General features: G+C 61.3%; 25 protein-coding genes. 9 read left to right on the top strand and 16 right to left on the bottom strand.

Annotated elements, in window-relative coordinates; translation table 11 throughout:
* Positions 1-38 precede the first annotated feature (38 nt).
* The 7 genes from zapE to sdhC all read right to left on the bottom strand — a co-directional run bounded on the left by zapE (position 39) and on the right by sdhC (position 6,339).
* Positions 39-1,202 carry a cell division protein ZapE gene (gene zapE / locus EDE09_RS12845; protein WP_132410823.1) on the bottom strand — a complete coding sequence of 388 codons (1,164 nt, stop codon included), beginning with the start codon at positions 1,200-1,202 and terminating at the stop codon, positions 39-41.
* Positions 1,203-1,229: 27 nt separating this feature from the next.
* Complete coding sequence (locus EDE09_RS12840; protein WP_132410987.1) at positions 1,230-1,757, bottom strand: protease inhibitor Inh/omp19 family protein; 528 nt, start codon at positions 1,755-1,757, stop codon at positions 1,230-1,232.
* Positions 1,758-1,998: 241 nt separating this feature from the next.
* Positions 1,999-2,778, bottom strand: a complete 780-nt coding sequence (locus tag EDE09_RS12835; protein WP_105372749.1) for a succinate dehydrogenase iron-sulfur subunit — start codon at positions 2,776-2,778, stop codon at positions 1,999-2,001.
* Complete coding sequence (locus tag EDE09_RS12830) at positions 2,771-3,652, bottom strand: glycosyltransferase family 25 protein (RefSeq protein WP_165924169.1); 882 nt, start codon at positions 3,650-3,652, stop codon at positions 2,771-2,773. Before EDE09_RS12830 ends, EDE09_RS12835 begins: the two co-directional genes overlap by 8 nt.
* Before the next feature lie 49 nt (positions 3,653-3,701).
* Positions 3,702-5,546, bottom strand: coding sequence for a succinate dehydrogenase flavoprotein subunit (sdhA, locus tag EDE09_RS12825; RefSeq protein WP_132410819.1), 1,845 nt, complete (start codon positions 5,544-5,546; stop codon positions 3,702-3,704).
* Between the two features lie 6 nt (positions 5,547-5,552).
* Positions 5,553-5,933, bottom strand: coding sequence for a succinate dehydrogenase, hydrophobic membrane anchor protein (sdhD, locus tag EDE09_RS12820; RefSeq protein WP_112795818.1), 381 nt, complete (start codon positions 5,931-5,933; stop codon positions 5,553-5,555).
* 13 nt (positions 5,934-5,946) lie between these two features.
* Positions 5,947-6,339, bottom strand: coding sequence for a succinate dehydrogenase, cytochrome b556 subunit (gene sdhC, locus EDE09_RS12815; protein WP_132410817.1), 393 nt, complete (start codon positions 6,337-6,339; stop codon positions 5,947-5,949).
* 284 nt (positions 6,340-6,623) lie between these two features.
* On the opposite strand from sdhC, the gene EDE09_RS12810 reads away from it, so the two are divergent.
* The gene (locus EDE09_RS12810; protein WP_132410815.1) at positions 6,624-7,073 is read left to right on the top strand and encodes a hypothetical protein; all 450 of its coding nucleotides are present in this window, start codon (positions 6,624-6,626) and stop codon (positions 7,071-7,073) included.
* Positions 7,074-7,096: 23 nt separating this feature from the next.
* On the opposite strand, the gene EDE09_RS12805 is transcribed toward EDE09_RS12810, so the two are convergent.
* The 6 genes from EDE09_RS12805 to tsaD all read right to left on the bottom strand — a co-directional run bounded on the left by EDE09_RS12805 (position 7,097) and on the right by tsaD (position 11,636).
* Complete coding sequence (locus tag EDE09_RS12805; protein WP_112795825.1) at positions 7,097-7,399, bottom strand: hypothetical protein; 303 nt, start codon at positions 7,397-7,399, stop codon at positions 7,097-7,099.
* 730 nt (positions 7,400-8,129) lie between these two features.
* A complete protein-coding gene (locus tag EDE09_RS12800; RefSeq protein WP_132410813.1) occupies positions 8,130-8,774 on the bottom strand; it encodes a methyltransferase in 645 nt (214 codons plus the stop codon).
* A gap of 7 nt (positions 8,775-8,781) precedes the next feature.
* Positions 8,782-9,222: an EVE domain-containing protein gene (locus EDE09_RS12795; protein WP_132410811.1), complete on the bottom strand. Its 441-nt coding sequence runs from the start codon at positions 9,220-9,222 to the stop codon at positions 8,782-8,784.
* Between the two features lie 7 nt (positions 9,223-9,229).
* Positions 9,230-9,523 (bottom strand): YciI-like protein, encoded by a 294-nt coding sequence (locus EDE09_RS12790; RefSeq protein ID WP_132410809.1) that lies wholly within the window; start codon positions 9,521-9,523, stop codon positions 9,230-9,232.
* A gap of 26 nt (positions 9,524-9,549) precedes the next feature.
* Complete coding sequence (locus tag EDE09_RS12785) at positions 9,550-10,542, bottom strand: NAD(P)H-dependent glycerol-3-phosphate dehydrogenase (RefSeq protein WP_132410807.1); 993 nt, start codon at positions 10,540-10,542, stop codon at positions 9,550-9,552.
* The gene (gene tsaD, locus EDE09_RS12780; protein WP_105372760.1) at positions 10,539-11,636 is read right to left on the bottom strand and encodes a tRNA (adenosine(37)-N6)-threonylcarbamoyltransferase complex transferase subunit TsaD; all 1,098 of its coding nucleotides are present in this window, start codon (positions 11,634-11,636) and stop codon (positions 10,539-10,541) included. Before tsaD ends, EDE09_RS12785 begins: the two co-directional genes overlap by 4 nt.
* 71 nt (positions 11,637-11,707) lie before the next feature.
* Between tsaD and hemC the strand changes: the two genes are divergently transcribed.
* The 6 genes from hemC (at position 11,708) to EDE09_RS12750 (ending at position 17,586) form a co-directional block, all read left to right on the top strand.
* On the top strand, positions 11,708-12,637 hold the full coding sequence (gene hemC, locus EDE09_RS12775; protein WP_105372788.1) for a hydroxymethylbilane synthase: 930 nt from the start codon (positions 11,708-11,710) through the stop codon (positions 12,635-12,637).
* Between the two features lie 4 nt (positions 12,638-12,641).
* Positions 12,642-13,349 (top strand): uroporphyrinogen-III synthase, encoded by a 708-nt coding sequence (locus EDE09_RS12770; protein WP_165924168.1) that lies wholly within the window; start codon positions 12,642-12,644, stop codon positions 13,347-13,349.
* Positions 13,350-13,487: 138 nt separating this feature from the next.
* Positions 13,488-14,681 carry a mitofilin family membrane protein gene (locus EDE09_RS12765; protein WP_245505134.1) on the top strand — a complete coding sequence of 398 codons (1,194 nt, stop codon included), beginning with the start codon at positions 13,488-13,490 and terminating at the stop codon, positions 14,679-14,681.
* 14 nt (positions 14,682-14,695) lie between these two features.
* The gene (locus tag EDE09_RS12760) at positions 14,696-16,294 is read left to right on the top strand and encodes a heme biosynthesis protein HemY (RefSeq protein ID WP_132410801.1); all 1,599 of its coding nucleotides are present in this window, start codon (positions 14,696-14,698) and stop codon (positions 16,292-16,294) included.
* 23 nt (positions 16,295-16,317) lie between these two features.
* On the top strand, positions 16,318-16,797 hold the full coding sequence (locus EDE09_RS12755; RefSeq protein ID WP_105372764.1) for a TerB family tellurite resistance protein: 480 nt from the start codon (positions 16,318-16,320) through the stop codon (positions 16,795-16,797).
* A gap of 18 nt (positions 16,798-16,815) precedes the next feature.
* Positions 16,816-17,586, top strand: coding sequence for a glutamine amidotransferase (locus tag EDE09_RS12750; protein WP_132410985.1), 771 nt, complete (start codon positions 16,816-16,818; stop codon positions 17,584-17,586).
* A 2-nt stretch (positions 17,587-17,588) separates the two neighbouring features.
* Here EDE09_RS12750 and EDE09_RS12745 read toward each other — a convergent pair whose 3' ends face one another.
* Entirely contained in the window at positions 17,589-18,824 is a 1,236-nt protein-coding gene (locus EDE09_RS12745; protein WP_112803517.1) for an MFS transporter, read from the bottom strand.
* Positions 18,825-18,965: 141 nt separating this feature from the next.
* Between EDE09_RS12745 and EDE09_RS12740 the strand changes: the two genes are divergently transcribed.
* Entirely contained in the window at positions 18,966-19,256 is a 291-nt protein-coding gene (locus tag EDE09_RS12740; protein ID WP_245422905.1) for a YggT family protein, read from the top strand.
* Entirely contained in the window at positions 19,253-19,567 is a 315-nt protein-coding gene (locus EDE09_RS12735; RefSeq protein ID WP_132410799.1) for a DUF167 domain-containing protein, read from the top strand. Before EDE09_RS12740 ends, EDE09_RS12735 begins: the two co-directional genes overlap by 4 nt.
* Before the next feature lie 3 nt (positions 19,568-19,570).
* Here the strand turns inward: EDE09_RS12735 and ppa are convergent, their stop codons facing one another.
* Both ppa and EDE09_RS12725 read right to left on the bottom strand, forming a co-directional pair.
* Positions 19,571-20,104, bottom strand: coding sequence for an inorganic diphosphatase (ppa, locus tag EDE09_RS12730; RefSeq protein WP_132410797.1), 534 nt, complete (start codon positions 20,102-20,104; stop codon positions 19,571-19,573).
* Positions 20,105-20,238: 134 nt separating this feature from the next.
* Positions 20,239-20,745 carry a GNAT family N-acetyltransferase gene (locus tag EDE09_RS12725; protein ID WP_105372769.1) on the bottom strand — a complete coding sequence of 169 codons (507 nt, stop codon included), beginning with the start codon at positions 20,743-20,745 and terminating at the stop codon, positions 20,239-20,241.
* Between the last annotated feature and the right edge of the window lie 138 nt (positions 20,746-20,883).

The raw sequence follows: 20,883 nt of genomic DNA, 5'->3' as shown, positions 1-20,883 counted from the left end.
ATTCTTACGTAAACGTAATAATTTATATCACTAGATCGTTAAGCTTGAGCCCGCAGTTCCTGGTGCGCTGCGAGATAATCCGAGCTCCGCATTTCGAATAGGCGGGAGACCGTGCGGTCGAACTCGAAGCCTTCAGTGCCACGGCGTTCAAGAAGAATGTCTTCCGGCGCGGCGGCCGCGGAGACATAGAGACGGACCTTCTGATCGTACAGCGCATCGACCAGATTGATCAGACGCTTCGCCTCGTTGCGCTTCTCTGGCCCAAGCCGCGGAATACGTTCGACAAAAACGGTATCGAACCGCTCGGCGATCGCCAGATAGTCCGAGGCACCGAGCGGCCTTCCACAAATGTCCCTGAAATCGAACCTGGCCGCCCGGCCCGTCGCTTCGGGCACATGGATGCTGCGGCCTTTCATCGGTATCTCAAGCGGCTGGACCCTCTTTCCGTCTGTCACCTGATGCCAGGCGGCCTCCATAGCAGCATCGGCGCGCCCATCGAGCGGAGTTATGTAAACCGGCAGGGTGGCAAGCTTCTGCAGGCGGTAATCAGTTGGAGAACCCAGCGTGACCACGTCCACATGCTTGGCCAGCAAGCCGATGAACGGCAGGAAGAGCCCGCGGTTCAGGCCGTCTTTATAGAGGTTGTCAGGAGCCACGTTGGACGTCGCCACCAGGATGCAGCCGAGGCCGAAAAGCTCGGTAAAAAGGCGCGCCAGGATCATGGCGTCGGTGATGTCGGTTACCGAGAATTCATCGAAGCAGAGGAGCTCCGCTTCCGCGTAGATAGCCGCAGCGACCGGCGGCACCGGATCGGCCTCGCGCGTCTCCCCGCGCTTCAGCTTCTGACGGTGCGCGTGGATGCGGTTGTGTACGTCGGCCATGAACTCGTGGAAATGGGCCCGACGCTTCTTCCGGATGGACGCTTTCTTGAAGAACATGTCCATCAGCATTGTCTTGCCGCGCCCGACGCTCCCGTGCACATAAAGCCCGTGAATTTCCCGCGGACGCCCGCCGCCCTTGGCGAACAGCCAGCCGAGAGCGCTCTTCTTCTTGGCCGGCTTCGTATCGCGCAGGCATATTAGGATGTGATCGAGCTTTGCCGCCACGGCGAACTGCGCCGCATCGGCCGTCAACACGCCTGATGCCGTGAGAGCTTTCAGCTCTTCGGTGACGCTCGTTGTGTATTCAGGAATAGGTTCCAACCGGGCGTCCTCGAAGGTCGAAGCCTTTTAGCGGCTCAAACTGACCGCCTGACCGGAATTCAGGGTGCCGTCGAAACGGTTTTCGGCCGTCTTGTAAACCCGTCCGATCACGTCGCCCGCGCGATTCTTGAATTGAACCATCTTGCCCGACACTTCCCAGGAGCCCATGGCGGTCAACTCGCCGGCGCAACCGCGGGTGCCGCCTCGCGAGCCGCTACCTAGATTGGTAAGCGTCAGGAACATGTCGCAGGACTGGCCGGCGTTCGAGACGCGCCAGTTGCCGACCATGGCTTCCTTCTTGATGTCGAGGGCACTCGCCGGGGCAGCCGCATTCGGATCGACCGCGGCCATGTTCGGATTTGCCGTCGGCGCAGTCGGAAACTGCGATGTGCCGCCGGGAGGCGGAAGCTGTCCACCCTGAACGGATGGAACGGGTTGCGCCTGAAGCGGAGCAGGCTGCGAAGGAAGATCGCTATAGGGGCTGTAGGAGGTACGTTGGCAACCGGCGAGCGCCGTTACGAGGAAAAGGCCCGTCGCCACATATCTGAACTGCATCATCTAGCTCCCGCTTTCAGTTGGTACGCCGCCACCAATGCCAACGAATTGAGACGGAATTACCGTAATTCGCTTTGGTTAATCAAGTCGTATTGGAACAAATGATGCCCGCCCTCGAACGCTTCTTTGTCGACCCCTGAAGGAAGTCGACAAAACGGATGCCGAGAGGTAAGGATCCCCGGCGGTCAAGGCACGCCTTCCGATCCCCGTAGTCGGGGACCGGATCGGCTGTCGGAAACGCCTAGACGCGGCGCTCGACCATCATCTTCTTGATTTCGGCGATCGCCTTGGCCGGGTTCAGACCCTTCGGGCAGGTCTGCGCGCAGTTCATGATCGTGTGGCAGCGATAGAGCCGGAACGGATCTTCGAGATTGTCGAGGCGTTCGCCCTTGGCTTCGTCGCGGCTGTCGATCAGCCAGCGATAGGCCTGCAGCAGGGTGGCCGGGCCGAGGTAACGGTCGCCGTTCCACCAGTAGCTCGGACAGGAGGTAGAGCAGCAGGCGCACAGGATGCACTCATAGAGGCCGTCGAGCTTCTGACGGTCTTCGTGGCTCTGCTTCCATTCCTTGGCCGGCGGCGGAGAGACGGTCTTCAGCCACGGCTCGATCGAGCGGTGCTGCGCATAGAAGTTCGTAAGATCCGGAACCAGGTCCTTGACGACAGGCATATGCGGAAGCGGATAGACCTTCACCGTTCCGGTCACATCGTCCATGCCCTTGGTGCAGGCGAGCGTATTGGTGCCGTCGATGTTCATCGCACAGGAGCCGCAGATCCCCTCGCGACAGGAACGGCGAAGCGTCAGCGTCGGATCGATATTGTTCTTGATGTAGAGCAAGCCGTCGAGAACCATCGGCCCGCAGTCGTCGACATCGATGTAATAGGTGTCGATGCGCGGGTTCTGGCCGTCGTCGGGATTCCAGCGATAGACACGGTATTCCCTGACGTTCTTGGCGCCTGCCGGTTTCGGCCAGACCTTGCCTTCGGTCATCTGGGAGTTCTTGGGGAGAGCGAGTTCAACCATTGCTAGACTTCCGATCTATGGCAGCAATCGACATTCTGTCTTTCAGGTTATAGTCATCAGGCGCCCATGGGGCGACCATCGTGTTCAGGAGTTTCCAGGGCCGGCCGTCGGTCACAGCCCAGATGAGCTTCAAGCGCTCGAAGCCACGGCGCAGCGGCATCAGCGCAGCCCGGCCAAAGGGAGCCCTGACGCTCGCGCGTTTTGCCGATTTATCGGTGGCGATGACGCTCGCCATGCCCGACTGCATGATCAGCCAGGGCGAAACATGAGCGACATCGCAGCCGTGAAAGGCCGGATTCCAAAGGAAATCGTCGGCAGGCACGCAGATGTGATCGACACGCGCCAGCAAGCGTTCCGCACCACGCCGGGTGACGAGATAGGCAGCCGAGCCCGATGCAGGACGGAGCGACCGCACCAGTCTATGGGCGCCGAACCGCCGCAACGGAAGAACTTTCCGCCCACCTGGCCGGAACACCCCTTCGAGCTTCACGATATCCGCGCTTGGTTCCGACTGCAGCAGTTCGGACAGGGTTTCAACAAAGCCGGCCTGCGGCTCCGCATCATCTTCCAGCACCAGCGCATGGGCGAGATCGGTTTTCAAAAACTGCCGCCAGGTCAACACATGCCCGGCAAGGCAAGCCTCTTCCGTCAGCATGAAGATCCGGTTGCGATGGCTGTTCCAGGCAACCCCGTCCGGTGGAAACTGCAGGGAAAGCCCTCGAACCGATAGAACGGCAGCAGGATCCTTGCGTGCATCGACAGCCGCAATCCTCTGAAGCGGCCACGCCAGATGACCGAAATGCCGCTCGATCTGTGTCCACCGGTCGGGCGAGCGATCGAGATTGATCGCGAATATGCCGAGGGAGCGGCCCATGGCAGCCCCCTCGGCGACATCAGCGATTTGCGGCTTCATCGTCATTGGATCAATACACGCGGGCCTTCGGCTCGATCTTATGCGGATCGATGCCCTCTGCAATCAGTTCGGTATGGACCGGACGATAGTCCAGCTTTACATCGCCCGCCTCGTTGACCCAGGCAAGCGTATGCTTGCGCCAGTTGACGTCGTCGCGGCCGCCGAAAGGACCTTCGGTATAGTCCTCGCGGGCGTGGCTGCCGCGGCTTTCTTTGCGTGCCTCGGCTCCGTAAACCGTCGTGATAGCGTTTGCCATCAGGTTATGAAGTTCGAGCGTCTCGACAAGGTCGGAATTCCAGATCATCGAGCGGTCGGTGACCTTGACGTCTGGCAGCTCTTTCCAGATCTCCGAAAGGCGGCGGCAGCCGGATTCGAGCGATTCCTGGGTGCGGAAAACGGCTGCGTCCTCCTGCATGGCGCGCTGCATCTTGTCGCGCAGCACCGCGGTCGGCGTCGAGCCGTTCGCATGCCGCAGGCCATCGAAGCGCTCCATGATCTTGTCGCAGGCGGCCACGTTGAGCGCCGGGATCGGCTCGGCCTTGTTGATCACCTCCCCGGCGCGGATCGCCGCGGCGCGGCCGAAGACCACGAGATCGATCAGCGAGTTGGAGCCGAGGCGGTTGGCACCGTGAACCGAGGCGCAACCCGCTTCGCCGACGGCCATCAGGCCCGGTAGCAGCCGCTCCGGATTAGCGCTGTCGGCATTGAGCACCTCGCCCCAGAAATTGGTCGGAATACCGCCCATGTTGTAGTGTACCGTCGGCAGGACCGGGATCGGCTCCCGCGTCACGTCGACGCCCGCAAAGATCTTGGCGCTCTCGGAAATGCCCGGCAGGCGTTCGTGCAGAACCGCCGGATCAAGATGGTCGAGATGCAGGAAGATGTGGTCCTTATTCTTGCCGACGCCGCGGCCCTCGCGGATTTCCAGCGTCATGCAGCGCGAGACGACGTCGCGTGAGGCTAGGTCCTTGGCCGAAGGGGCGTAGCGTTCCATGAAGCGCTCGCCCTCGGAGTTGACGAGGTAACCCCCTTCGCCGCGTGCGCCTTCGGTGATCAGACAGCCGGAGCCATAGATGCCGGTCGGATGGAACTGCACGAATTCCATGTCCTGCAAGGGCAAGCCGGCGCGGGCCACCATGCCGCCGCCGTCGCCGGTGCAGGTATGGGCGGATGTCGCCGAAAAATAGGCGCGGCCGTAACCGCCGGTCGCCAGCACCACCATCTTGGCGGCGAAGCGATGGATCGTGCCGTCGTCGAGGTTCCAGGCGACGACGCCGGTGCAGCGGCTGCCGTCATCCGACATGATCAGGTCGAGAGCAAAATATTCGATGAAGAATTCCGCATTGTTCTTCAGCGACTGGCCGTAGAGCGTGTGCAGGATGGCGTGGCCGGTACGGTCGGCGGCGGCGCAGGTGCGCTGCACCGGCGGGCCGGCGCCGAAATTCTGCATGTGGCCGCCGAACGGGCGCTGGTAGATCTTGCCTTCCTCGTTGCGCGAGAAGGGCACGCCGTAGTGCTCGAGTTCGTAGACGGCCTTAGGCGCTTCCATGACCATGTATTGCATGGCATCGACGTCGCCGAGCCAGTCGGAACCCTTGACGGTGTCGTAAAGGTGCCACTGCCAAGAGTCCGGCGTCATGTTCTGCAGCGAGGCGGCGATGCCGCCCTGTGCCGCGACGGTGTGCGAGCGGGTCGGGAAGACCTTGGTGATGCAGGCGGTCTTGAAACCCTGTTCGGCCATCCCGAGCGTGGCGCGGAGGCCGGCGCCGCCGGCGCCGACGACGATCACGTCATAGGAATGGTCGACATAGGTATAGGCCTTGCCGTTCTGGGCGATGGGTGTGACGGATGCCATGACGGATTATCCTGCAAATGCGATTTTCAGGACGGCGAAAAGACAGAGGCCGCCCACCGCGAGGGAAAAGAAGGCGTTGAGGATCAGAAGAACGAGCTTCGTGATTTCGGAATGGATGTAGTCCTGGATGATCTCTTCCATGCCGAGACGCATGTGGATGATGCTGGCGATGACGGTCAAGCCGTTGATCGTCGCAACGAAGGGATTGGCAAGAGCGCCGACCACTTCGGCATAGGGCTTGCCGGCATAGATGATCAGGAAGACGATATAGAAGACGAGCAGCGGAACCAGCGCCAGCGACGTGGTCCGGACCCGCCAGAAATGTTCCGTGCCGCTCTTGGCCGAGCCGAGCCCGCGGACTTTCCCGAGAGGAGTGCGCATGTCCATCAGTTCAGTCTCCTCAGCGGGCGATCAGCACGATCACCCAGACCAGGACGGTCAGGGCGATGGAGGCGACGAGATTGGCCTTGGCCAGCATGGTCGAGAATTCCTTCTCGAAACCGTAGCCGACATCCCACATGATGTGGCGCAGGCCGCCGAGCAGATGGTGAAGGAGAGCCCAGGTATAACCGAAGAGCACCAGCTGACCGATGATCGATCCGAACAGCCAGTTCACTTGGTTGAAATTTTCCTCGCCCGAGGCCGCAGCGATAAGCCAGGCGGCGACCAGCAGCGTGCCGAAGTAGAGCGCGCCACCGGTGATACGGTGGACGATCGACATCGCCATGGTGGGAATAAACTTGTAGATCTGCAGATGCGGCGACAGGGGCCGGTTATTTGTCACATTCGCCATCAGAACCTCGCGGCGTCGTATGCGGTATAAGGGCGGTTGCCCGCAATGCAGCATGCCAAAGAAATGTGCATTGCATCATTGGCGTGGTTTAATCTGACGGATGCCGGTCGACAAGAACAATTCAAGGGGATTTTGAATTTAATCGATTGTGTCTTTCTCATGGCTGGTTCCTCAGGATCGGGCTTTGCACATTAACCACGATTGCCAAAGAAATCGTTGCCCACGCGACGGCCGCTGCAGTTTCGTGTTAACCTTCTGTTAACGATTGACCGCAGGAGTTCGCCATGACAGCGAATCGCATCAACCCTGTCCTTCTCGCCGCCGCCCTCGCCGTGCTCTTTTCCTCCACTGCAGATGCCGGCGATCGCCGGCACGACCGCGACCATCGCCATCATCGCGTCGAAAACAGCCGCTGGGATCGCCAGGGCGATGGCCGCTGGAACCGTCCGCCCGAAATCGACCGCATGGGCGGCTTTGTCGACCGTTGGATAAGGCGCTCTCGTTCGACCGGCGGATTTTATGGAGGCTCCATCCAAGCCTATAGCGTTCCCGGCCACGGGGTTTATTTCGTGCGCGATGCCGACTACTGGCCTCTGCGCGGTGAGGAACGGATCGCTCCGGCGCCCAAAGCGAAAGTCATCGACGTCGAAAAGGAAATGGGCGGCAACGTCTCCGCCTCGCCCACCGCCTGCGCCTTCGAAGCCGGCGTCTGCATCATCCGCGGCGGCAATTGAGAATGCCTGCACCCTTTAGGAAATTAAATCCCCGATCCGTCTAGTTCCTCTTCGTCCTTGCCCTCCCACGCGGATGGGAAGGCCAACTGATCGACATTGGCGGCGGGCATGGGCATCCAGCACTTCAGTTCCGGTTCCGCATATTCGATAATCCGGCCCGGGACGGAATCAGAGGAGCGCCAGGCTTCTCCACCGAATCGATCCCCTCTTGACCAGTAAACGAGATCGACTGCTCCCGGCCCTTGTTCGGATGGACGGATAGTGACGAGAATACGACTGCCGTCCCTCGGTGCGGATCGCATATGCCGCCAGCTTGGCTCTTCCATGGTTGTCTCCGTCTTGATGAACGCGAGTGTCACCTCGCGAATCTAGGCAGTCAACTCCTACTCTCATCGGCCGGCTCCGGAGTTGGAGTGATGAGAACACATCATCTCGTTCTTGCTTGCGATCACCGGTCTCAAAAGACCGGCACCGCCTCCGCACGTGTACGAAGCTAGGGAAGAGCTCTTGGCCGGTTTCGAGTCGTGGCGCCGTTGTCCAAGCCAAGGGGTGAGCGTAAAACACCCATGCTCGTCGCCAGTCCAATTGGGCCATCTGCCGCCGATTTCCAAAAAAAATGCATGCCGGATTTTCCCCACCCTCCAAACCCATGCCTACAATCCTCCCGCTTCCGTCGCCGGAGTGTTTCGCGAGACGTTCGCGGGCAGGCGGGAGCCGGCGCTTCCATCGGACCCGTAACGTGCGGGGATGGCGGAAGAGGTGAAAGCCATGGAAGAGAACCGGGCAACCGGGCTTCTTCCTATCAAGCCTCCCCCTGGCTGCCGGGCCAGGTTCGGTTGAGCCGTGCAAGTGGCAAGGTTTCCCGAAAGGAAATCGCAAATGAAGCCACGCAGCGAGGCGAGGTGATCACCTGTAGGGACCGGAAGTCCCGAGAGAACGCCGAAGGCCACGCGAATGCGGAGCCACACATATATTACTCATGAGGTTCCGCATTCGTGTGGGCTCTCCGATCTTTGAAACCACGGCAGGAGACTGCGCGGGAAAACTCTGGCGCGCCTACCGGAATCGCCAGACCGTCGTCCGCTTTACCTCGCTGTCCTCCAGCACCCGCGTTACCGGCACTTCATAGACGGCGAGCTGCTCCAGGCGGTCCTTCGGGCAATAACTCCGCCCGGGATCGCCGACCAGAACCAGACGTCCCTCGCTCGCCAACCGCGTGAACCACGGGATCAGCACCCCGGCAAAATCCCGGTCGTAGAAGACATCGCCGGCGAGGATGACATCCGCATCGACCGGCTTGCCGATCTGATTTTTTGAGATGAAGCGGAGATCGACGCCGTTCTCGGCAGAGTTCAGGGCGACAGCGGTTTGGGTCCACGGATCGATATCCGCAGCCAGCACATCCTCGGCGCCGGCAAGCTTTGCCGCAATCGCCACCAGCCCGGAACCGCAGGCAAAATCAAGGACCCTCTTGCCGGCTACCGTTTCCGGATGATCGAGTATATGGCGGGCAAGCCCCTGCCCGCCTGCCCAGGCAAAAGCCCAGAAGGGCGGTGGCAAGCCGATCTCCTCCAGATCCTCTTCCGTCTTCAACCACAGATCATGCGCTTCGCTCGCCAGATGCAATCGGATTTCCGGCACATGCGGCGGGCTCATCAGCTCGGTGTTCTGGAGGATGAAGGTCCGGGGATCGGTCTTCAAGACGGGATCAGTCCGGCGAACGCGGAGGATTGTCGAGCCCCCCGAGCCTGCAGATCTCGAAATATTCCTCATCCGTCACCGGCTGCACCGAAAGCCGCATCGACGTCACGAGCGACATCTTCTCGAACTTCGGGTTAGCCTTGATATCCTTCAGCGTCACCGGCTTCGGCACGTCCGCGACCGCGCGGATATCGACGCAATCCCATTTCGGATCGCCCTTGGCGCTCGAATCCGGATGGGACAGGGCGCAGACCTCGACGATCCCGACGATCTCCAGCCCTTCGTTGGAATGGTAGAAGAAGCCCTTGTCGCCGAGCTTCATCGCCCGCATGTTGTTGCGTGCCAGATAATTACGCACGCCGGTCCATTCGGTGCCCTTCTCTCCGGCAGCCTTCTGCTGCTCCCAGGACCAGGAGGAGGGTTCGGATTTGTAAAGCCAGTACGCCATCGATGCCTCACTCAGCCGGCTTGTTGAAGACCCAGTTGTAAGGCTTGATCTCGACCTTTTCGAACAGGCCGGCGAGATAATAGGGATCTGCTTCCGCGATCGTCCGCGCAGCGGCCATGTCGGCGGCTTCGACGATCACCAGACTGCCGTTCGGCTTGCCTTCATCGTCGAGAAAGGGACCTGCTATCTTCAGCGTTCCCTGTTCGTTGAGCTTGTTTAGATGCTCCAGATGAGCCGGGCGGGTCTCCATCCGGACATCAAGATGCCCCGGCTTGTCGGTGCAGAGAAAGGCGAACAGCATGGTCTCTCCTTTGAATATCTAGTGCTCTACTCAGCTTTGATCGGCCGGGTCATCAGCTGTTCCATCGCTGCCATGACATCGAGCTTTCCGTCGATGATCGCTGCAACCGCGTCGGTCACCGGCAGTTCGACCGAAAACCTTTCCCCGAGCCTTGCGGCAACGGAGGCAGCAAAGGCCCCTTCGACCAAAGGCCCGCCGCCGATCGTTTCGGCCGGATCGCCCTGCCCAAGCGCAATGCCGAAGCGGAGGTTTCTCGACTGATGGCTCGTGCCGGTCAGCACCAGATCGCCGAGGCCGGAAAGACCGCTGACCGTGTCCGCCCGGCCACCCATGGCCTCGACCAGCCGCGACATTTCCGCCAGCCCACGGGAAATCAGCGCGGCCCGGGCGGATTCGCCAAGCCCGGCACCCTCGACAATGCCGCAAGCGATTGCCAGCACGTTCTTCAGCGCACCGCCGAGCTGGACTCCGATGCGGTCAGTCGATGCATAGAGCCGAAAGGCGCGGCCCGACAGGACATTCGCAAGCCGGTCCGCCAGATCATGGCCTTCAGCGGCAATCACCATCGCGGTCGGCAGGCCTCGCGCGATATCGGCGGCAAAACCTGGGCCGGAAAGCACCGCAATTCGAGAGCGAGGCAATTCCCGCTCGAGCACGTCGGTGAGCAGACTGCCGGACGATCTGTCGATCCCCTTGGCGCAGGTGACGACAACGGCGTCCTTCGTCAGATAAGGCCCATAATGCCGCGCCGCATCCGCCTGCGCCTGCGAAGGCATCGCAAACAGGACAATGCTCGCTTCACCGATGGCGTCCGGCTCGACGGAAAATTCCAGTGCATCCGGCAGCGGCACCCCGGGCAATGCCGCGTCATGCACGCGATCCTCGCGAAGGTCGCTCATCAGCGAGGGATCGCGGCCGATAAGGGTGACGGGATAGCGACCTTCCAGAGTGACCACGGCCGCGAGCGCAGTACCAAAGGCGCCGGCACCGATGACGACGATCCGCTCTCTGCCGCTCATGCCTTGGCGCCCCGCTTTCCGGAACCGAGAACGGCCTGCGCCTGCTTGTCGAGCGGCCAGCGCGAGCGCGGCGCCACGTCCAGCGCGTCTGCCGGAAACTCTCCCGCAAGCCGCTCAAGTCCGGCCCAGGCGATCATAGCCGCGTTGTCCGTGCAGAGCCTGAGCGGCGGCGCGATAAACCGGAACCCGTTCTCGATGCAAAGAGCCTGCAGGGTACGGCGGATTTCCTGGTTGGCGGCGACGCCGCCAGCGACCACCAGTGCCGGATCGACATCGAGCGCTGCGAACTCCTGCTTGAAGCGCGCCAGCCCCCTGCCGATCCGGTCGCGCAGCGTGCGCGAGATTGCCTTTTGGAAGGAGGCGCAGATATCGGCGATATCCTCATCGCTCAAAGGCGCGATTTCGGTGGCCGCCTGTCGCACCGCAGTCTTGAGGCCGGAAAAGGAAAAATCGAGCCGAGCTTCACCGACCAAAGGGCGCGGAAGCGAAAAACGGTCCGGATTGCCCGCTTGTGCGGCCTTTTCCACCGCTGGGCCACCCGGGTAGGGCAGGCCGAGCAGTTTCGCCGTCTTGTCGAAAGCTTCACCGAGCGCGTCGTCGATGGTCGTGCCCCAGCGCTCGTATTCCCCCACGCCTCGCACCAGGACCAGTTGGGTGTGTCCTCCCGAAACGAGCAGCATCAGGTAGGGAAACGAAAGCCCGTCCGTCAGCCGCGCCGTTAGTGCATGGCCTTCGAGGTGATTGATCGCCAGCAGCGGCTTGCCCGACGCACGCGCGATCGCCTTCGCGGTCATGAGCCCGACGATCAGCCCGCCGATCAGGCCCGGACCCGAGGTCGCGGCCACGGCGTCGATTTCATCGAGCGAAACGCCTGCCCGGTCGAGCGCTTCTTCCACCAGCCCGTCCAGCGCCTCGACATGCGCCCGTGCGGCGATTTCCGGCACCACGCCGCCGTAGGCACTATGCTCGTCGAGTTGAGACAGAACGACATCGGACAGGATTTCACCACGTCCGTCCTCATGGCGCGCAACGACCGCCGCCGCCGTTTCGTCGCAGCTTGTTTCTATGCCGAGGATGCGAAGAAAGGTCGCCATGGGTCTATCGTTGATTGCGATGCCGGATAATCCGGTCTACGAAAGCCTCCGGTAACAATGGAATGACGCGGATGCAAACAAAACCTTTCCGGATCGGAACGCGGGGCAGCCCGCTGGCGCTCGCCCAGGCCTCCGAAACACGTGCCCGGCTGATGACGGCACACGGTCTTCCGGAGGAAATGTTCGAGATCGTCGTGCTGTCCACCAAGGGCGACCGCATCACCGACCGCGCTTTGACCGAGCTCGGCGGCAAAGGGCTCTTCACACAGGAACTGGAAGAACAGCTGCTTTCCGGCGACCTCGACTTCGCCGTGCATTCGTCTAAGGACATGCCGACCAAACTGCCGGACGGTCTCCGCTTGTCGGCCTATCTGCCGCGCGAGGATTTTCGTGACGCCTTCATCGGCCGGACCGCGCCGACACTCACCGCATTGCCCGACCATGCGACTATCGGCTCCTCCTCGCTGCGCCGACAGGCCCTGATCAAGCGTATCCGGCCGGACATCAATGTCATAACCTTCCGCGGTCTTGTCGAAACGCGGCTGCGCAAGCTGGATGAAGGCCAGGTGGATGCGACACTTTTGGCCTTCGCCGGCCTGAAGCGCCTTGCCAAGGAGGAGGTCGTCACCGAACTTCTCGATCCGGCTGATTTTCCGCCGGCTCCTGCGCAGGGCGCGATCTGTGTCGAAAGCCGCATCGGCGACAGCCGCATCGATGAATTGCTGGAGCCGATCAACGACCGGCCGACTTATGATGCTGTCTCCTGCGAACGCGCCTTCCTCGCCGCTCTCGACGGCTCCTGCCGCACGCCGATCGGCGGTTATGCCGTCTGCGACGGAGACCACCTGAAATTTTCAGGCCTCATTCTCACCCCGGACGGACAACGGGAGCATTCGATCGCGGTTGAGGGAAAACGCGCGCATGCGGAAGCGCTTGGCCGCAAGGCCGGCGAGGCGGTGCGGGCGACCGCCGGCAGTGATTTCTTCGAAGACTGGTCCTAACCCCATGCGGGTCGTCGTTACCCGCCCTGAACCATCGGCCGGACGCACTGCCGATCGGCTGGTGAACCTGGGACACCAGCCGATCCTGCTGCCGCTGACGCGAGCGCTGCGTCGTCCGGACATTGCCGAAACTGCACTGAAGAAACCTCACGCCGCCCTTGCGCTGACGAGTGCGGAAGCGGCCAGAGTTCTCTCGTCTGTGGACTGCCTCTCGCCCTATCTGGATGAGGTGCTTTATGCTGTCGGGGAAGCGACGGCCAGGGCGGCGGAAGAAGCCGGCTTCCGAAAAATCCGGAAGGGACCTGGGACCGGTTCTGAACTTGCCCGGCTGGTTCTAGCCGACGCCCCGATCTTCGACGCTCCCCTGCTCTATCTTGCCGGTCGGCCGCGTTCGGCCAGTTTCGAGAAAGGGCTTCGAACGGCGAAAATGCCTCTCGCCGTAGCGGAAATCTACGAGATGACCCCTCTGCCTTATGATCGGGAATCTGTCCGCGACGCTGTGCTGGACCCGCCGGTCGACGCGGTCCTTCTCTATTCACGGGAAAATGCGCGGCTGTTCTTTGAGCTTATGGCGCCATTTGCAGACGCGCTCTCGAATGCGCAGATAATCTGTCTCAGCGACAATGTCGCCGCCGCAGTGCCTCCCGAATTTCACAGAAAGATCAAGATCGCCGCGCATGCTGACGAGAACGGGCTTCTGGCTCTCCTTTAGTCGAGGAGAGGCGGCAAATTCCCGCCCGCCCCTTTTCTTCCGCCCGCCCGCTGACTAGTTTCCCCAGAGCACATGCAAAAAGAGGTCGAGATGGTATCGGAAAAACCGCCGCGCCGGTCAAAGGCAGAAAAAGAACCCGTGACCATCGACCTCACGGCAGAGGAGGCCGTCGCCGAGCCGGTGCGCAGCATCGATTCCGACGAGCCGGTGACACCGGCGGAACTGGAGGCGGAAACATCCGTCGACACCGACAAGCCGGTGGAAGCCGATATCGCTGACGAACCTGTGTCGACAACGTCAGGCATCGAGGACGAGGCACCACTTGCCGACGCCGAACCGGACGATGCAAGACAACCGCAATCCGCCACCGTTGCTCCCGAACCTGAGCCGGTCCCCGCCCCGCCAGCGAAAAGGAGCCCTGCGGCATCCACACTCGTCGCGGCAGGGATTTTCGGCGGTATCGTCGCACTGGCGCTTGCGAGCAGCATGCAATATGCCGGCTATCTTCCAGGCGCCTCTCCAGCCGCACCTGCAACTGACACGACTGCCCTATCTTCGCAAATCGACCAACTCCGCCAGGAGATCGCCGCGCTGCAATCCCGGCCTGCGCCAACTGCAGACGAAGGACTCGCCAATCGTGTTGCGGCCCTTGAAGCTGCGACAGGCAATTCGAACGGTGCCGCATCGGAGCAGGCAATTGTCGCCCTAAAAGAGGACATAGCACTGCTTCGTTCCGCCGTGGAATCGACAGCCGGCAACAATGTTCATCTCGAGGATCGGATTGAGGGCGTCGAAGCCAAAGTGAACGATCGGGGACCGGAGCAGCAGGTGGCCCGGGCAATTGCGGCGGCAGCGCTCAAAGCCGCGATCGATAGGGGCGGCTCGTTTGAAACCGAGCTCCAGACATTTGGAAGTGTTGCCGGTGACGATCCGGCGATTGCCGACCTGCAGAAATTCGCCGCTACGGGCGTACCGTCGCGCGCCGAGCTGCAGCGGGAGTTTCCAAAGGCGGCCGACGCCATGCTGGAAGCCACCATCCAGCCAGATCCCGATCAGGGAATTGCTGGTCGGCTTCTCTCTTCCGCAATGTCGGTGGTGAAAGTGCGGCGGGTGGGCAATGTCGAGGGCGACACACCCGAGGCTATCGTCGCCCGCATCGAGGAAGCTCTTCGCAACGGCGATCTCAAGGCTTCAGTGCGGGAGTGGGAGGCCCTGCCGGAGCCGGCAAAGGCCACCTCCCGCGACTTCAGGCAGAAGCTTGATGCTCGCATTCAGGTGGAAGATCTCGTTGGCGGCACGCTGACGCGCGCCGTGACCGGTACCCAAGGCTGAGGACGAAGACCCGAATGATCAGACTTTTCATTTTCCTCCTCGTCGTTCTGGCTCTCGGTTGGGGCTTCTCCTGGCTCGCCGACCGGCCCGGCCTCATCTCCATCACCTGGCAGGATCACCTGATCGAGACCAGCATCATGGTCGCGGCCACAATGGTGGTCGCGCTTGTTGCCGCCGCCATGATCCTCTGGTGGATCGTCGGCGTAATCTGGACCTCGCCCTATTCCGTCCGCCGTTATTTCCGCGCCCGCAAGCGCGATCGCGGTTACCAGGCGCTCTCCACCGGCTTGATCGCGGCTGGCGCCGGCAATGCGCTGCTCGCCCGCAAGATGAGCCTTCGCACCCGTGGCCTGCTCAGCTCGGACCAGGAGCCGCTGATCCACCTCCTCGAAGCGCAGACGGCGCTGATCGAAGGCAGGCACGACGACGCCCGCAAGAAATTCGAGGAGATGGTCGAGGATCCGGAAACGCGGGAACTCGGCCTGCGGGGTCTTTACATGGAGGCCCGCCGGCTTGGCGCCAACGAAGCAGCCCGCCAATACGCGGAAAAGGCTGCGGAGCATGCGCCATATCTGCCCTGGGCGGCACAAGCGACGCTCGAGGCCCACAGCCAGTCGGGCCGCTGGGATGACGCGCTCCGCCTTCTCGACCAACAGCGCATGGCCAACATCCTGGAAAAGGCGCAGGCCGATCGCTGGAAGGCCGTGCTCTTGACCGCGAGAGCCGGCGACCGGCTTGAAGGGGACCCGAAAGGCGCCCGGGACGACGCTATGGCGGCGTTGAAGCTCGCCAAGGATCTTGTACCAGCCGCCGTCATTGCAGCAAAAGCTTGGCTGCGCGAGGACAATATCCGCAAGGCGGCATCCACTCTCGAAACCGTTTGGAAGCTCGAGCCTCATCCGGAGATCGCCCAGACCTATGTTCGCGCCCGTAGCGGCGACAGCACCACCGACCGGCTGAAGCGCGCCGAAAAGCTGGAGGCCTTGCGGCCCAACAATATCGAATCCCTCATCGCCGTGGCCCAGGCCGCCCTCGACGCTCAGGAATTCAGGAAGGCCCGGGCAAAAGCGGAAGCTGCAGCCCGCATGGAACCGCGGGAGGAGGTCTATCTCCTTCTCGCCGACATCGAGGAAGCCGAAACCAATGACCAGGGCCGCGTTCGTCATTGGATGGCACAGGCACTGCGGGCTCCGCGGGATCCGGCTTGGGTTGCCGATGGCTTCGTTTCGGAGAAGTGGTTGCCCATCTCGCCCGTGACAGGCCGCCTCGACGCCTTCGAATGGAAGGCGCCCTTCGGCCAGCTCCAAGGCCCGATCGAGGAGGGCACACTCGCGGCCGACAAAGCGATTGCAAGCCTGCCGCCCGTGGAGACGCCAAAGGAGGAAGAGCCGCCGAAACAGATCGTCATTCAACCAGCCCCTGCTCCGGAAACACAAAAAAGCGAGTTAGCTGTTGCAGCAAAAACACCAGCACCTGCCAATGTGAAGCCAAAGGATGAAAAACTGACCGAAACCGAGGAGGAGCCAGTTCCATTTTTCGGGCGGCCGCCGGATGATCCCGGCGTGAAGGATCCGGACGCCGGGCAGCCCGCGACGAGGCTCCGGCTTTTCTAGAGAAGGCGAGGCCTGAAAAAAGAATGTTGGACCGAATTCAGGCCTTTCTCCAAACTCTCACATCATCCAATTCTGCCCGGGAATTCGCGCCCGACGATCCGAGAGTGGCTTTCGTCGCCCTCTGTTTCCAGGTCATGGAGGCGGACGGCAACGTCTCCGAACAGGAGCAGCAGACGTTTCGCGATCTCCTGCGCGAACGCTACGACCTGAGCGAAGCTCGCCTCAAGGCGCTGATCGAGGCCGGGCACGACGCCGGCCGCGAGGCAGTTGACTATTACCGTTTCACTTCCGATCTTAAAAAACACCTTGTCGACGAAGACGACCGCGTCGAACTTCTCGGCATCCTCTGGGATATCGTCTATGCGGACGGCCAGCGCAGCGAGATCGAGGATCACGTGATCTGGAGAATCGCAGATCTTCTCGGGGTTTCATCGCGCGACAGGGTTCTGCAGCGTCAGCAAGCTGCGGCACGTTCAACGGGAGGAGATGAGGGAGAGCAGTAGGGACGTACCGACATGTTGATGCAGCCTTCCCGCCATACCAAAAAGCTTCCCGTGCTCATCGTCCTGCATCAGGAGCGCTCTTCCCCTGGCCGCGTCGGGCAGATGCTGATCGACAAGGGCTTTCCGCTCGACATCCGTCGTCCCGTGCTCGGTGACCCGCTGCCTTCAACGCTTGTCGGACACGCCGGCGCCGTCATTTTCGGCGGGCCGATGAGCGTCAACGATCCCGAGCCCTACATCAGGACGGAGATAGACTGGATTGGCGTTCCGCTGAAAGAGAACAAGCCTTATCTCGGCATCTGCCTGGGGGCGCAGATGATGGTGCGTCATCTCGGCGGCACGGTAGCACCCGACAAGGAGGGGCTGACAGAGATCGGCTGGTATCCCTTGCGGGCCACCGAGCACGGCCGCCTGCTGATGCATTGGCCGAAAATGGTCTACCATTTCCACCGCGAGGGTTTCGAACTGCCGCATGGTGCGCAACTGCTTGCACAGGGCGATGCCTATCCGAACCAGGCAATTCGTTACGGCGACAATGCCTGGGGCCTGCAGTTCCATGCGGAGCTTACACGCGCCATGATGCAGCGGTGGGTGGTGCATGGTGAGCACCGCTTCATCATGCCGAATGCCCAGAAAGGCCGCGAGCATCTGGAAGGGCGGATGATCTTCGACGCGCCGCTCAAGGAGTGGCTGTGGAATTTCCTCGGTACGGTATTCGAAGGCAAACTTGCCGATAAAGGGGCCGCAGCGGCAGATGCCCGCCGCCAGCCTGCCTCGCGAGGCGATTGAACCTACCGGTCCGGCGCCTCGAGGCTGTCGATCTTCCGAAGCTTCGGGAAGCCAAGTGACCAGATGACCGCCACTGCGAGCGTGCCGACGCCGCCGATGACTACGGCCGGTACCGCTCCGAAGATCGACGCCATGGTGCCGGCCCGGAATTCACCGAGCTCGTTGGACGCGCCGACAAAGACCATGTTGACAGCGTTGACGCGGCCTCGCACCTCGTCCGGCGTCCAGAGCGCGATCAGCGTCTCGCGCACGTAGACCGAAATCATGTCGGATGCCCCCATCAGCATCAGCGCCGAGATGGAAAGCCATGGGGTCGCGGAAATCCCGAACACGAGCGTCCCGGCGCCGAACAGGGCGACACCGACGAACATGGCAAGGCCGGCGTGATGGCGGATGGGATAAAAGGCCAGCCAGATGGCCACGATGATGGCGCCGACACCCGGGGCGGCACGCAGCATACCGAGGCCCCACGGACCGAGTTCCAGAATATCACGCGCGAAGATCGGCATCAGCGCCACGGCCCCGCCGAGCAGCACCGCAAAGAGATCGAGCGAGATTGCTCCAAGCACCACCTTCTCCCCGAAGATGAAGCGGAAGCCGGCCACGATCTCGCCCCAGCTCACCTTGTTGGCAGGGTTTTTCTGGACCGGCTTCGGGATCATGAAAACGAGAATGGCGGCAAGTATCAGAAAGATCACGGCAACGGTATAGGCCACGACCGCGCTTGCGCCGTAGAGCAGACCGCCCACTACCGGACCAAGGATGGATGCGGTCTGCCAGGACGAAGAATTCCAGGCAATGGCGTTCGGCAGATCCTGCTCCGGCACGAGGTTGGGCCCGAGCGACTGCACGGCAGGTCCCATGAAGGCGCGCTCGATACCAAACAGGATCAGGATCGCAAATACCGGCCAGGGAGAAAAGGAATTCGCGATCGTCAGCCCCAGAAGCGCCGCTGCACACAGCGCACCCACCACCATGCAGATGGCCATGATCGCACGCCGGTTATAGCGGTCGGCAACCGATCCCGTCACCAGGATCAACAACAGAGAAGGCAGGAACTGGAATAGCCCGATCAGGCCGAGATAGAGCGCGTTGCCGGTCTCGTCATACATCTGCCAGCCGACGGCGACGCTGATGATCTGGATCGCAAAAGCCGAGAGAAACCGGGAAAAGAAGAAGCGCGAGTAAGAGGAATGCCGGAAGGCGGCGAACCGATCGCCGGAGGCGGGAATGGACATGAAGCAGCACTTTCAGCGAAACCGGAAACCGGCATTGCACCCGCCGCCCATTAAACATGATTCCGACGAGGTACGGGCGCAGCACTTGCTCGTTAGTTCGCCAATGTCTACATGTCTGTCAACAACGAAATGGAGACGTGGATGCTCGCCCTGTTTCAGACCATCGATTTGGCCTTGAACCTTTATACCTGGGTGCTGATTTTCAGCGCCATATTCTCGTGGCTCTATGCCTTCAATGTCATCAATTCGAGGAACCAGTTCGTCGATGCGGTCGGCCGCTTCCTCTTCAATGTCACCGATCCGGTACTACGTCCGATCCGCCGTATCATGCCGGACCTAGGCGGCATCGACATCTCTCCGGTGATCCTGCTTCTGATCATCTTCTTCATCCGTTCACTGATGTGGACGTCGATCTACCCCCTGTTTGCGTGAGCTTCCCCTACAGCAGGCATACTGATCATATGCGGCTCGCAGTCCGGCTGACACCGAACGCTGGCCGCAATGGCGTCGAGGGGATCGAAACGTCTGCCGCCGGCGAGGCTTACCTCAAGGCCCGCGTCACTGCAGTGCCCGAAGACGGCAAAGCCAATAAGGCGCTGATCCTGTTGCTTGCCGATACGCTCCGGCTTCCGAAATCCTCCATTTCGATCGTGTCGGGCGAAACGGCGCGCAAAAAAATCCTCCGGATCGATGGCGACCCGGAGGATTTGGAAAAGAAGCTCAAGAAATTACTTGAGCCGTAAGAATTACTTCTGCGCCTTGTAACGGTCGATGGCTTCGACGATTAGCTTCTTGGCGACCTCGACATCCTGCCAGCCGCCGATCTTCACCCACTTGCCGGGCTCCAGATCCTTGTAGTGCTCGAAGAAATGCTCGATCTGCTTCAGCGTGATCTCAGGCAGGTCGGTGTAGTTCTTGACCTTGTCATAGCGCTGGGTCAGCTTCGGCACCGGCACGGCGATGATCTTCTCGTCCTTGCCGCCATCGTCTTCCATGACCATGACGCCAATCGGCCGGACATTGATGACGCAGCCCGGAACCAGCGGGCGGGTATTGCAGATGAGGACGTCGATCGGGTCGCCGTCTTCCGAAAGCGTATGTGGCACGAAGCCGTAATTGCCCGGATAGGTCATCGGCGTGTAGAGGAAGCGATCGACCACCAGCGCACCGGCTTCCTTGTCCATCTCATACTTGATCGGATGGCCGCCGACAGGCACTTCAACAATGACGTTGACGTCTTCAGGCGGATTTTTACCAACGGAAATCGCATCGATACGCATTCTTTTTCCTCGATCAGGTGGACAAAGTCACGCGTCGATAGCGGGAATCATGCTGCAAGGCAACAAGACATTGGAGGAATATTAGATAGCGTGGGCGTTCGAAGCGAAGGGTTTTCGAACCGCATGGCTGCGGTTCAGGACCAGACGAAGCCGATCTTCCTGAGCTGGGTCCCGCCGAAGTCTTCCATGCCTTCGGCCACGTCGACACCGCCGTGGCGGCGGAAGAATCGCGTCGCGTGCTCGCTGTCTTCGAGGCACCAGACGACCAATCCCTCGCAGCCGAGGGAGCGCAAAAGCCGGCGACTCTCGCCGAACAGCCGCCTGCCGAGGCCGATCCCCTGGAACTCCGGGCGCAGATAGATTTCGTAGACTTCGCCGTCCTGCGGCAAGGCCCGCGCCCGGTTCAGGCCGATCGTGGCATAACCAGCAATATCGCCCGCGACGTCGAGAACCAGAAGCGTCGCCGGTCCGCGCGCGGCCTTCCGCCACCAGGTTTCTCCCCGGCGTTCCAGCATCTGCGTCAACGGCTTGTGCGGAATGAGCCCGGCATAGGCCTGCTTCCATGCTTCCCGGTGTGCATCCGAGATGGCACGCGCATCTTCCGGTTCCGCTCGCCGGACATCGATCGACAACGTCTTCATAACGCTACTTTAGGTCCTCACGCAGGCAATCCGCTATTCCACCTTTGTGAGTAGGACGGATTGCCCACAGGCTTCTGATGTGGACGACAGGCAGACGTTAACGTGTTTTTAACCTTTGCGACAAGCCTGCGCAGTGCG

It is taken from the genome of Neorhizobium sp. S3-V5DH (genome assembly GCF_004343065.1).
Taxonomy (GTDB): Bacteria; Pseudomonadota; Alphaproteobacteria; order Rhizobiales; family Rhizobiaceae; genus Neorhizobium; species Neorhizobium huautlense.
Note: the sequence above shows the minus strand (reverse complement) of the source record. Positions and strands in the feature narration are given on the sequence as shown.

Bases quoted from the DNA above. Each gene is read 5' to 3' on its own strand.
- hemC (WP_105372788.1), top strand. From the start codon at position 11,708: ATGCAAACAAAACCTTTCCGGATCGGAACGCGGGGCAGCCCGCTGGCG.
- EDE09_RS12725 (WP_105372769.1), bottom strand. From the start codon at position 20,745: ATGAAGACGTTGTCGATCGATGTCCGGCGAGCGGAACCGGAAGATGCG.
- EDE09_RS12805 (WP_112795825.1), bottom strand. From the start codon at position 7,399: ATGGAAGAGCCAAGCTGGCGGCATATGCGATCCGCACCGAGGGACGGC.
- tsaD (WP_105372760.1), bottom strand. From the start codon at position 11,636: ATGGCGACCTTTCTTCGCATCCTCGGCATAGAAACAAGCTGCGACGAA.
- sdhC (WP_132410817.1), bottom strand. From the start codon at position 6,339: ATGGCGAATGTGACAAATAACCGGCCCCTGTCGCCGCATCTGCAGATC.
- EDE09_RS12810 (WP_132410815.1), top strand. From the start codon at position 6,624: ATGACAGCGAATCGCATCAACCCTGTCCTTCTCGCCGCCGCCCTCGCC.
- EDE09_RS12745 (WP_112803517.1), bottom strand. From the start codon at position 18,824: ATGTCCATTCCCGCCTCCGGCGATCGGTTCGCCGCCTTCCGGCATTCC.
- EDE09_RS12770 (WP_165924168.1), top strand. From the start codon at position 12,642: ATGCGGGTCGTCGTTACCCGCCCTGAACCATCGGCCGGACGCACTGCC.
- EDE09_RS12840 (WP_132410987.1), bottom strand. From the start codon at position 1,757: ATGCAGTTCAGATATGTGGCGACGGGCCTTTTCCTCGTAACGGCGCTC.
- ppa (WP_132410797.1), bottom strand. From the start codon at position 20,104: ATGCGTATCGATGCGATTTCCGTTGGTAAAAATCCGCCTGAAGACGTC.
- EDE09_RS12750 (WP_132410985.1), top strand. From the start codon at position 16,816: ATGCAGCCTTCCCGCCATACCAAAAAGCTTCCCGTGCTCATCGTCCTG.
- EDE09_RS12785 (WP_132410807.1), bottom strand. From the start codon at position 10,542: ATGAGCGGCAGAGAGCGGATCGTCGTCATCGGTGCCGGCGCCTTTGGT.
- EDE09_RS12830 (WP_165924169.1), bottom strand. From the start codon at position 3,652: ATGGGCCGCTCCCTCGGCATATTCGCGATCAATCTCGATCGCTCGCCC.
- EDE09_RS12740 (WP_245422905.1), top strand. From the start codon at position 18,966: ATGCTCGCCCTGTTTCAGACCATCGATTTGGCCTTGAACCTTTATACC.
- EDE09_RS12790 (WP_132410809.1), bottom strand. From the start codon at position 9,523: ATGCTGTTCGCCTTTCTCTGCACCGACAAGCCGGGGCATCTTGATGTC.
- EDE09_RS12760 (WP_132410801.1), top strand. From the start codon at position 14,696: ATGATCAGACTTTTCATTTTCCTCCTCGTCGTTCTGGCTCTCGGTTGG.
- sdhA (WP_132410819.1), bottom strand. From the start codon at position 5,546: ATGGCATCCGTCACACCCATCGCCCAGAACGGCAAGGCCTATACCTAT.
- EDE09_RS12835 (WP_105372749.1), bottom strand. From the start codon at position 2,778: ATGGTTGAACTCGCTCTCCCCAAGAACTCCCAGATGACCGAAGGCAAG.
- sdhD (WP_112795818.1), bottom strand. From the start codon at position 5,933: ATGGACATGCGCACTCCTCTCGGGAAAGTCCGCGGGCTCGGCTCGGCC.
- EDE09_RS12795 (WP_132410811.1), bottom strand. From the start codon at position 9,222: ATGGCGTACTGGCTTTACAAATCCGAACCCTCCTCCTGGTCCTGGGAG.
- EDE09_RS12755 (WP_105372764.1), top strand. From the start codon at position 16,318: ATGTTGGACCGAATTCAGGCCTTTCTCCAAACTCTCACATCATCCAAT.